10 protein-coding genes are annotated in these 10011 nt (G+C 68.0%); all 10 read right to left on the minus strand.

The window, feature by feature from the left end:
• Positions 1-132: 132 nt before the first annotated feature.
• Positions 133-1668 carry an ATP-dependent DNA helicase gene (locus tag NHG85_RS00030; protein WP_253328610.1) on the minus strand — a complete coding sequence of 512 codons (1536 nt, stop codon included), beginning with the start codon at positions 1666-1668 and terminating at the stop codon, positions 133-135.
• Between the two features lie 50 nt (positions 1669-1718).
• Positions 1719-1886 carry a hypothetical protein gene (locus tag NHG85_RS00035; protein WP_253328612.1) on the minus strand — a complete coding sequence of 56 codons (168 nt, stop codon included), beginning with the start codon at positions 1884-1886 and terminating at the stop codon, positions 1719-1721.
• A gap of 97 nt (positions 1887-1983) precedes the next feature.
• On the minus strand, positions 1984-2736 hold the full coding sequence (locus NHG85_RS00040; RefSeq protein WP_253328614.1) for a TIGR02186 family protein: 753 nt from the start codon (positions 2734-2736) through the stop codon (positions 1984-1986).
• Positions 2733-3650: a sulfite exporter TauE/SafE family protein gene (locus tag NHG85_RS00045; protein ID WP_253328615.1), complete on the minus strand. Its 918-nt coding sequence runs from the start codon at positions 3648-3650 to the stop codon at positions 2733-2735. Before NHG85_RS00045 ends, NHG85_RS00040 begins: the two co-directional genes overlap by 4 nt.
• An 87-nt stretch (positions 3651-3737) precedes the next feature.
• On the minus strand, positions 3738-4541 hold the full coding sequence (locus NHG85_RS00050) for a purine-nucleoside phosphorylase (RefSeq protein ID WP_253328617.1): 804 nt from the start codon (positions 4539-4541) through the stop codon (positions 3738-3740).
• The gene (locus NHG85_RS00055) at positions 4525-5493 is read right to left on the minus strand and encodes an ABC transporter permease (RefSeq protein WP_253328619.1); all 969 of its coding nucleotides are present in this window, start codon (positions 5491-5493) and stop codon (positions 4525-4527) included. Before NHG85_RS00055 ends, NHG85_RS00050 begins: the two co-directional genes overlap by 17 nt.
• A gap of 4 nt (positions 5494-5497) precedes the next feature.
• Entirely contained in the window at positions 5498-6619 is a 1122-nt protein-coding gene (locus tag NHG85_RS00060) for an ABC transporter permease (RefSeq protein WP_253328620.1), read from the minus strand.
• A 1-nt stretch (position 6620) separates the two neighbouring features.
• Positions 6621-8222 carry an ABC transporter ATP-binding protein gene (locus NHG85_RS00065; protein ID WP_253328621.1) on the minus strand — a complete coding sequence of 534 codons (1602 nt, stop codon included), beginning with the start codon at positions 8220-8222 and terminating at the stop codon, positions 6621-6623.
• Between the two features lie 76 nt (positions 8223-8298).
• Positions 8299-9294, minus strand: a complete 996-nt coding sequence (locus tag NHG85_RS00070) for a BMP family lipoprotein (RefSeq protein ID WP_253328622.1) — start codon at positions 9292-9294, stop codon at positions 8299-8301.
• A gap of 134 nt (positions 9295-9428) precedes the next feature.
• Positions 9429-9902, minus strand: a complete 474-nt coding sequence (locus NHG85_RS00075; protein WP_253328623.1) for a GNAT family N-acetyltransferase — start codon at positions 9900-9902, stop codon at positions 9429-9431.
• Positions 9903-10011: the final 109 nt, after the last annotated feature.

Consider the following 10011-nt stretch of genomic DNA (forward strand, 5'->3'; position numbering starts at 1 on the left):
GGCGGGGCCTGCTGGTCGTGGGCGGCGAGGGGTTGCGCCCGGCGCCGGGCGCGGAACCGGTGCTGCGCTTTTACGCGGCCTCGGTCGCGCATCATTTCGAGCCCACGCGTCTTGCCGCGACGGCGCCGGATCTCAGCCTTCCGCCTCCGGTGCGCTGAGCGTGAAGGGCGCGGCGGGGGCTGCGAGATCATCGGTGCCGAGGCTGTTGCCGGGCTTGGCCAGCATCGAGCGCACCACCCAGCGCAGTTCGCGCTCGGCGCGGGTGATGGCGACATAGGCCAGCCTCTTCCACAAGGGCTGCCCGGCCTCGACCCGGCCCATGCGCGAGGCGATCTCGATGTCGGGGGCAAAGACCTGCACCGTGTCCCATTGCGAGCCCTGCGCCTTGTGGATCGTCACCGCTGCGCCGTGCAGGAAGGTGGCGCCCATCCGTGCGGCATAGGGAATGAAAGGTTCGGCATCGCCCTCCTGTTCGATCCGCACGATCGAGGCGGCCGAAAGCTGCGGCTCGGGCGCGCCCATGACGTGCAGCCGCGAAAACCCCGGCTTGCGGCCGGGGCCCATATAGACCACCTGCGCGCCCTTGATCAGGCCGCGCGCCTCCAGATCGAGCCGCTTCTTGCGGTGCTTGAGGGGCAGCTCGATCCCGTCGCAAATGAGCGGCTCGCCGGGCAGAAGATCGCCCTCGGGCGCGCCGTAAGCTGCGCGAAATGCGTGGATGAGCCGGATGCGCGTGGCGTTGCGCCACACCAGCACCGGGCTGCGCGCCATCAGCTCGGCCTCGACCCGACGGGCCATCACCACGCGTTCATCGCGGTTCGCGGCCTCCTGCACCAGCCGCTCGAAGGCGTAGAAGTCGACCTGGGGGTCGGCCAGCGCATGGGCAAGGTCGAGGATCGGGTTGTCGGCGTCCTGCCGGTGGATGCGGTGCAGGACGTGCTTGTCGGCGTCCTTCATCGTGTCGAACACCATGCCGCCCGAGGACTGAACCGGGGGCAGCTGCGCCGGATCGCCGAACAGCACCAGTGTCGGGAAGATCTCTTTCAGATCCTCGACCTGCTTTTCATCGAGCATCGAGGACTCGTCGATGAAGCCGATGTCGAGCGGCTCCTCGCGGCGCTTCCAGCCGGTGATGAAATCCGAGCCCCTGAGCCCGGCGGCGGCCAGCGCGGCGGGCACCGAGCCATGGGTGGCGAAGGCGTTGGCGGCGCGGGCCAGCGCCTCTTCGGTCAGGCCTTCGATATTGGGCTTTTCGCCATCGCCGCCGAGCCATTCGGCGATCTTTTCGTATTCGGGGTCGTAGACCGGGGTGTAGAGGATGCGGTGGATCGTCGTCGCAGGCACGCCGCGATTGCGCAGCACGCTCGCCGCCTTGTTGGTCGGCGCGAGAATGGCCAGCGTGCGCCGGTCCTTCTTCTTGCGCCCCTCCCAATCGCCCGAGACGATATCGACGCCCGCCTCCTTGAGCTTTCGCGTCAGTTCCGCAAGCAGCAGGGTCTTGCCCGAGCCGGCCTTGCCGATCACGGCGATGGCGCGGCGGGCATCCGAGGCGGGCGCGCTCAGAAGCTCGTCATCAAGATCCACGCCGGTCGAGCGCAGAAGCTGCGTCACGGCATCCCAGGCTTCGGCCTGGTCGGAGGAGAAGGTCACGGCGGCAGGAAGGGTCATGGCGCGACCCTATCCGCGCGCCGCGGCGGGGGCCAGAGGCGGGGCCGCGCCTATTCGGCGCGGTGCGGCGCCTGGCCGGGCTCGTCGGGGGGGGCGGCCAGCTCGCGCGCGGCTTGGCCCGCGGCCTCCGACAGCCTCTGGGCGAATTGCGGCAGCCCGTTGCGGCGGGCATAGGTTTCAAGATCGGTCAATACGTCGAACATCCAGCGATGGGACATCGGTGCTCCTCTTCGCCTGCAACCGCTCACCCGGATCAACCTAGCATGGCGCGGCCCCGCGGCGGGAGGGGCGGAATAGCGGGGATTTTAGCGGCCTTCAGCGGCGCCAGCCGGCAAAGGCCGCCGAAGCCGCCCAGCCCGCCGCGATCGCCAGCAGGAGCGACAAGAGCCCGTAGAGCGCCGCGCGTTCCTGAGCGAAGTCGAACAGCCAGCGCTCGATGCCGACCTTGTGCACGCCGATCACCGTCTCGTAGCTGTCGATCACCTTTCCGCCGCGCGTCAGGAAGATGCGGGTGGTGTAATTGCCGGCGACCAGATCGGCGGGCAGGGCCAGCGCCGTGCGGAACAATGTCTCCTGCTCGAGATCCACCGCCCCCTCCTGCAGCCGATAGATCCCCTGCGCCTTGCGGATCCGCACCAGGGCCGCGACGTGGTCGGCCGTCTCGAAGGCGCGGTTGCCCGCCGCGCGGATCGCGCGAGAGGTCGAGATCGCCAGCCGCAGATCCTCGGTGATGCCCAGCACCTCGCCCAGGGGCCCGGTGGTGGCGACGGCGTAGAAGGTCGGCGCGCCCTCGATCCTCACCGGGTCGGTGTTGACCCAGATGCCCGCGCGCCGCTCCTTGCGGTGCACGATCGCGGTTTCGGAGGGGCCCGCCACGGTGACCACCACCTCGAGCGGATCGGCGTTCACCGGCGGCGGCGCCTCGCGGCGGACCGCGCCGAAGATCAGGATGTCCGAGCCGTCGAAGGTCGCGGTGATGGCGACCTGATCGCGGCTCAGCCCGAGCACGATCTCTTCGGCGCGCGCGGGCGATGCAAGCGCCAGAAGCAGGAGCGCCAGCCGAATCATTGCGCCGCCACCGGCTGGATCTCGTAGAGCTCCGAGGGCTCCAGCACCAGCCCGAGCGCCAGCTGGCCGCAGACCGCCAGCACCAGCAGCGCCAGAAGGATGCGCAGCTGTTCGGCCTTCATCCGCGCGCCGATGCGCGTGCCCAGCTGCGCGCCGATCACCCCGCCTCCGATCAGCAGCAGCGCCAGCGCGATGTCGACCGTCTGGTTGGTCACCGCATGCAGCATCGTGGTGAAGGCGGTGACGAAGATGATCTGGAACAGCGAGGTGCCGATCACGACCTTGGTCGGCATGCCCAGAAGGTAGATCATCGCCGGCACCATGACGAAACCGCCGCCGACCCCCATGATCGCCGCCAGCACACCGACCGACAGCCCGACGAGCAGCGGCGGGATCGCGGAGATGTAGAGCCCCGAGACCCGGAACTTCATCTTCAGCGGCAGGGCGTGGACCCAGTAATGCTTGCGCCGCTTGGGCCGCGCGCCGGGGCGGCGCGACTTGATCAGCGCGTTCAGGCTCTCGATGAACATCATCGCGCCGACGGTGCCGAGAAAGATCACGTAGCTCAGCTCGACCAGCAGATCGACCTGGCCGCGCGCCTTGAGCCAGTTGAACACCATGATGCCGAGCGCCGACCCCATCAGGCCGCCCGCGAGCAGCACGGAGCCCATCGCGATATCGACGGTGCGCCGCCGCAGATGGCCCAGGAGCGCCGAGAAGGAGGAGGCGACGATCTGGTTGGTCGAGGTGGCGACGGCCACGGCAGGCGGAATGCCCGCGAGAAACAGCAGCGGCGTGATCAGGAACCCGCCGCCGACGCCGAACATGCCCGAAAGCACGCCCACGAGACCGCCGAGGCCGAGGATCAGGAAGATGTTGACCGAGACTTCGGCGATGGGGAGGTAGAGCTGCATGGCGGGCCTTCTGCGACAGGGCGATTAAGTCAGCCCCCGGAGGCTTTTCCAAGCCCCCGGCGCAAAGAATGCCGCAGCGCGGCGCGATCAGCTCATGTCGCGCAGCATCCGCCGCAGCACCTGCTCGAGCTTGGCCGCGCCCAGCGGGGCCATGGCCTTGGTGTGCTCATGGCCGATGTTCTCGTCGGACATGCCTGCGGCCATGTTGGTGATCGCCGAGACGGCGAGCGCCCGCAGCCCCATGAAGCGCGCGAGGATCACCTCGGGCACGGTCGACATGCCGACCGCATCGGCGCCCAGCGTGCGGATCGTGCGGATCTCGGCCGGGGTCTCGAAGGAGGGGCCGGAGTACCAGGCATAGACGCCCTCGTGCATCTCGACCTCCTCGGCCTTGGCCGCCGCACGCAGCAGGTCGCGCAGATCGGCGTCATGCGCATCGCCCATCGGCACGAAGCGCCGATCGGTCTGCTCGCCGATCAGCGGGTTCATCCCCGAGAAGTTGATGTGATCCGACAGCGCCATGATCGAGCCTGTGGGCATCTCCTGGCGCAGGGAGCCTGCGGCATTGGTCAGGATCACCGCCTCGGCGCCGAGTTCCTTCAGCACTTCGAGCGGCAGGCGCATCTCGTTGGGGTTGCCGCGCTCGTAGTAATGCGCACGGCCCCCGAAGACGGCGACGCGCTGGCCTTCGAGATCGCCCACGGCGAGCACGGGATTATGGCCCGACACGCCCGCATGGGGAAAGCCCGAAAGCTTGTCATAGGGGATGGTGACGCCGTCCACGGCGCCCGCGATATGGCCCAGCCCCGAGCCGAGGATCAGCCCGTATTTGACGGGCTCCGATCCGGCCTGGGCCTTGATCAGGCCCGCGAGTTCAACGCTCTTTGACATAGGGTTCGCCTCCGGCGCGGGGCGGGATCGCGCGGCCGACGAAGCCTGCGAGGATCACCACCGTGAGAATATAGGGAAGGGCATCGAGGAGCTGCACGCCCACTTCGAAGCCGAGCGTGCCCTCGATCACGTCCGGGCGCAGGGCGATCGCCTGCAGGAAACCGAACAGCAGGCAGGCGCCGAGCGCGTACCAGGGCCGCCACTTGGCGAAGATGAGGGCGGCGAGCGCGATGTAGCCGCGCCCCGCGGTCATGTCCTTGACGAAGCCCGCCTGCAGACCGGTCGAGAGATAGGCGCCCGCGAGGCCGGTGAGCAGGCCGCAGATCGCCACGGCGGCAAAGCGCAGCCCCACCACCGAGACACCGGCGGTGTCGACGGCGGCGGGATTCTCGCCCACCGCGCGCAGACGCAGGCCGAAACGGGTGCGAAACAGCACCCACCATGTCAACGGCACCGCCAGCATGCCGACATAGACCAGAAGCGTGTGCCCCGAGATCAGCTCGGCATAGATCGGGCCTAGGATGGGAATGTCGCGCATCTCGGCGGCCAGCGGCAGGTCGATCGTCTCGAAGCGCGCATTGCCCGAAAGCTGCGGCGTGCGGCCGCCCTGTCCGAACCAGCTTTGCGCCACCACGACCGTGAGACCGGCAGCGAGGAAGTTGATCGCGACGCCCGAGATCAGCTGGTTGCCCCGGAAGGTGATCGAGGCGAGGCCATGGACGCCCGAAAGCGCCAGCGCGGCCCCGATGCCCGCGAGTGTGCCGATCAGCACCGAGCCGCTGGCCGCGGCCACGGCGGCGGTGAGGAAGGCCGAGGCCAGCATCTTGCCTTCGAGGCCGATGTCGAAGATGCCCGCGCGCTCGGAGAAGAGCCCCGCGAGACAGGCCAGAAGCAGCGGCGTGGCGAGGCGGATGGTGGTGTCGAGCACCTGCAGAAGGGTCAGGAAATCCATGGGCTCACTCCGCCGGTTCGGTCTTGCGGGCGGGCTTCGGCGCGGGCCGCAGCCTCAGGAACATCGCCTCCAGCGGCATGCGGACCATGTTGTCGAGCGCACCGGTGAAGAGGATCACGAGGGCCTGGATCACCACGATCAGCTCGCGCGGGATCGAGGTCCACAGCGCCAGCTCGGCGCCACCCTGGTAGAGAAAGCCGAACAGGAGAGCGGCAAGCAGCACGCCGAAGGGATGGCTGCGCCCCATCAGCGCCACGGCGATGCCGATGAAGCCCGCGCCTTCGACCGCGTTGAGCACGAGCCGTTCGGCTTCGCCCATGACGTTGTTGATCGCCATCATGCCCGCGAGCCCGCCGGAAATCAGCATGGTCACCACGATGATCCGGGTGGGCGAGATACCCGCGTATTTCGCCGCCGATTCCGACTGGCCGAAGGCGCGGATCTCGTAGCCGAGCCGGGTGCGCCAGATCAGCGCCCAGACTGCGACGCAGGCGATGAGCGCCACGAAGAACGACACGTTCACCGGCGCGCCGCGAAACAGCGCCGTCTCGGCCGTGGAGAACATGTCTTGGAAGGTCGGCAGATGCGTCGCCTCGGGGAAGCGGCCGGTGGCGGGCTCCATCGAGCCCGAGGGCTTGAGCGCGCCGATCAGCAGGTAGTTCAGAAGCGCGGCGGCGATGAAGTTGAACATGATCGTGGTGATCACGATGTGACTGCCGCGCTTGGCCTGAAGCCAGGCCGGGATCAGCGCCCAGGCCGCGCCGAAGAGCGCGGCTCCGACGGCGCCACCCAAAAGCGCGAGGGTCCAATGCGGCCAGGGGATGTAGAGCGCGATCAGCGCCACGCCCAAGCCGCCCAGCATCGCCTGGCCCTCACCGCCGATGTTGAACAGCCGCGCATGGATGGCGATCGCCACGGCAAGGCCGGTGAAGATGAAGTTGGTCGCGTAATAGAGCGTGTAGCCCCAGGCGTAGGTCGAGCCCATCGAGCCATCGACCATCAGCTTGAGCGCGGCCCAGGGGTTCTCGCCGATGGCGAGGATCACCAGGGCCGAGAGAAGGGCGGCGAGGAGTAGGCTGATCAGCGGGATCAGCACCACATCCGCCCATTGCGGCATCTTCTGCATCTCAGGCCTCCTTCGCGGCGCTGGCGCGCTTCTTGGCTAGGTTGGCCTCGATCTCGGCCTCGCTATGCGGTTTGTCGGTGTCGGTGATGCCCGCCATCAAAAGGCCCAGCTCGCGCTCGTCGGTCTCGGAGGGCAGGCGCTCGCCCATGATCTGGCCGTCGAACATCACCGCGATGCGGTCCGACAGCGACATGATCTCGTCGAGCTCGACCGAGACCAGCAGCACCGCCTTGCCCGCATCGCGCAGGGCCACGATCTGCTCGTGGATGAACTCGATCGCGCCGATGTCGACGCCGCGCGTCGGCTGGCCGATCAACAAGAGGTCGGGATTGCGCTCGATCTCGCGCGCCACGACGATCTTCTGCTGGTTGCCGCCCGAGAAGTTCTTGGCGGCGAGGTTGGGGTTGGGCGGGCGCACGTCGAAGCGCTCCATCTTCGCGGCGGCATCGGCCTTGATGGCCGCGTTGTCCATGAAGATGCCTTTGTTGAACTCCGGCTTGTCGTGATAGCCGAAGGCCACGTTCTCCCACGCCGCGAAATCGAGGATGAGCCCCTCGTGGTGCCGATCCTCGGGGACGTGGGCGATGCCGCGTTTGCGCCGGGTGCCGGCGTTGGATTTCGAGCCGGACAGGTCGATCTCCTTGCCGTTGAGGCGAATGCGGCCCTTGGCCTTGCGGTAGCCGCCCAAGACTTCGAGCAGCTCGGACTGGCCGTTGCCCGCCACGCCCGCGACGCCGAGGATCTCGCCCGCGCGGATCTCGAGCCCGATGCCGCGCAGCCGCTCCACGCCCTTGCTGTCGACCACCGTGAGGTCTTCGACCTCGAGGATCGTCTTGCCGGGGGTGGCGGGGGGCTTTTCGACCTGCAACAGCACCTTGCGCCCGACCATCAGCTCCGCGAGCTCGGGCGGCGAGGTCTCGGCGGTCTTGACGGTGGCGGTCATCTCGCCGCGGCGCATCACGCTCACCGTGTCGGTGCTTTCCATGATCTCGCGCAGCTTGTGGGTGATCAGGATGATCGTCTTCCCCTGGTCGCGCAGGCCGCGCAGGATGCGGAACAGGTGGTCGGCCTCGGCCGGGGTGAGCACGCCGGTGGGCTCGTCGAGAATGAGGATGTCGGCCTGCCGGTAGAGCGCCTTGAGGATCTCGACCCGCTGCTGCATGCCCACGCCGATATCCTCGATCCGGGCATCGGGGTCGATGTTGAGCTCGTATTCCTCCGCCAGTGCCTTGAGCTCGCGCCGCGCCTTGGCGAGAGAGGGGCGCAGCAGGCGGCCGTCCTCGGCGCCCAGCACGACGTTTTCGAGCACGGTGAAGTTCTGCACCAGCTTGAAGTGCTGGAACACCATGCCGATGCCGGCGCGGATCGCGGCCTGGCTGTCGGGAATCTCGGTGCGCTTGCCGTTGATGAAGACCTCGCCGGAATCGGCGCGGTAGAAGCCGTAGAGGATCGACATCAGCGTCGATTTGCCGGCGCCGTTCTCGCCGATGATGCCGTGGATCGTGCCCGGCATCACCCGGATCGAGATGTCCTTGTTGGCCTGGACGGGACCAAAGGCCTTGGAGATGTCCTTGAGCTCGATCGCGGGGGTCTGGTCGGTCATGGGATGTCCGGTCCTCAACTGCGAAACGGGGCCGCGCTTTGCGGCGCGGCCCCTCGTGTCATGCTTTGCGGGGCGATCAGAAATCGAGCGAGGGGCAGCCTTCGTCGCTCATGTAATCATGCACCTCGATCTCGCCCGAGGCGATCTTGGCCTTGGCATCCTCGACCGCGGCGGTCATCTCCTCGGTGACGAGCGCCTCGTTGTGCTCGTCCACGGCGATGCCCACGCCCTCGTTGTTCACACCCATGACATTGATGCCGGTCTCGATCTCGGTGCCCGCCTCGAAGGCGTCGTAGACCGCGTTGTCGACGCGCTTGACCATCGAGGTCAGCACCTTGCCCGGCTGCAGGTAGTTCTGGTTGCTGTCGACGCCGATCGACAGGATGTCTTGGTCGGCAGCGGTCTGCAGCACGCCGATGCCGGTGCCGCCGGCCGCGGCATAGATCACGTCAGCGCCCTGGGAGATCTGCGCCTGGGTCAGCTCGGAGCCCTTCACCGGGTCGTTCCAGGCCGAGGGCGTGGTGCCGGTCATGTTCGACAGAATGGTGATGTCGGGGTTCACCGACTGCGCGCCCTGGGCATAGCCGCAGGCGAACTTGCGAATGAGCGGGATGTCCATGCCGCCGATGAAGCCGACGGTGCCGTTCTCGGAGGCCATCGCCGCCATCTGGCCGACGAGGTAGGAGCCCTCGTGCTCGTTGAAGATCACCGAGCGGACGTTGGGCTGATCGACCACGCCGTCGATGATCACGAACTTGGTGTCGGGATAATCGGTGGCGATCTCCTCGAGCGGCGTCATGAAGGAAAAGCCCACGGTGACGATCGGGTTGTTGCCGGCCTCGGCGAAGCGGCGCAGCGCCTGCTCGCGCTGGGCGTCGGACTGCAGCTCGACCTCGGCGTAGGAATTGCCGGTTTCCTCGGCCCAGCGGGTCGCGCCGTTGTGCGCGCTTTCGTTGAACGACTTGTCGAACTTGCCGCCCAGATCGTAGATCAGCGCCGGGTCGGCCAGGGCGGCGCCCGCCGAGATGGCGAGGGCTGCGGTCGCGCCGAGGAATTTCGCGAGATGGGTCATCAATAGCTCCCTGTCAGGTCACGGCGCCGGGTGAGAGGTCACACAGCGCCTGCCGGTCATGCGCCGGCTCATGGCAGGATAAGGCCTTGTCAGGGCCTCGGGGGTCAACTGATTTTTCCCTGATTTGCGCCAAGTCACCGCGCCGTCTGACGCTGCGTGCCTCTCATTTCGGCGCCTGACCCAAGGGCATCTTGGCCCAATGCGCGCGTGAGGATCAGCGCCGCGACCGAAGCGCGCCCCTCGCGTGCATAATAGCCCGGCCTGCGCCCGGCCTGCGCATAGCCCTGCGCCGCATAGAGCGTGCGGGCGGCGGCATTGTCCTCGGCGACCTCCAGAAAGGCCATGCGCGCGCCCGCGGCATGGGCGGCGGCATGAAAGGCATCGAGGGCGCGCCTGGCGTGGCCGCGGCGGAGATGGTCGGGATGTGTGGCCAGCGTCAGGATTTCGGCCTCGTCGAGCGTCACCCGGCCCAGCACGAAGCTCTTCGCATCGCCCGAAAGGATCGCGCCGGGGGCCGAGACGAGCCCCGCGAATTCCTCCGCGCTCCAGCCCCGCTCGCCCTCGAAGGCCGCGGCATGGGTGAGGGCCAGTGCGGCGGGCACGGTCATCCGATCAGCACGGGCGCGGGATCGCGCGGCGGGGCGGCATCGGCGGGGCGGACATAGAGCGGCGCCGGGCGCGGCTGCGGCGTCGCGGCGCGGTCATGGGCGATCTCGG

Source organism: Limimaricola litoreus (assembly GCF_024159025.1).
Lineage (GTDB): Bacteria > Pseudomonadota > Alphaproteobacteria > Rhodobacterales > Rhodobacteraceae > Limimaricola > Limimaricola litoreus.

Bases quoted from the DNA above. Each gene is read 5' to 3' on its own strand.
- NHG85_RS00070 (WP_253328622.1), bottom strand. From the start codon at position 9,294: ATGACCCATCTCGCGAAATTCCTCGGCGCGACCGCAGCCCTCGCCATC.
- NHG85_RS00035 (WP_253328612.1), bottom strand. From the start codon at position 1,886: ATGTCCCATCGCTGGATGTTCGACGTATTGACCGATCTTGAAACCTAT.
- NHG85_RS00045 (WP_253328615.1), bottom strand. From the start codon at position 3,650: ATGCAGCTCTACCTCCCCATCGCCGAAGTCTCGGTCAACATCTTCCTG.
- NHG85_RS00060 (WP_253328620.1), bottom strand. From the start codon at position 6,619: ATGCAGAAGATGCCGCAATGGGCGGATGTGGTGCTGATCCCGCTGATC.
- NHG85_RS00065 (WP_253328621.1), bottom strand. From the start codon at position 8,222: ATGACCGACCAGACCCCCGCGATCGAGCTCAAGGACATCTCCAAGGCC.
- NHG85_RS00040 (WP_253328614.1), bottom strand. From the start codon at position 2,736: ATGATTCGGCTGGCGCTCCTGCTTCTGGCGCTTGCATCGCCCGCGCGC.
- NHG85_RS00050 (WP_253328617.1), bottom strand. From the start codon at position 4,541: ATGTCAAAGAGCGTTGAACTCGCGGGCCTGATCAAGGCCCAGGCCGGA.
- NHG85_RS00055 (WP_253328619.1), bottom strand. From the start codon at position 5,493: ATGGATTTCCTGACCCTTCTGCAGGTGCTCGACACCACCATCCGCCTC.
- NHG85_RS00075 (WP_253328623.1), bottom strand. From the start codon at position 9,902: ATGACCGTGCCCGCCGCACTGGCCCTCACCCATGCCGCGGCCTTCGAG.
- NHG85_RS00030 (WP_253328610.1), bottom strand. From the start codon at position 1,668: ATGACCCTTCCTGCCGCCGTGACCTTCTCCTCCGACCAGGCCGAAGCC.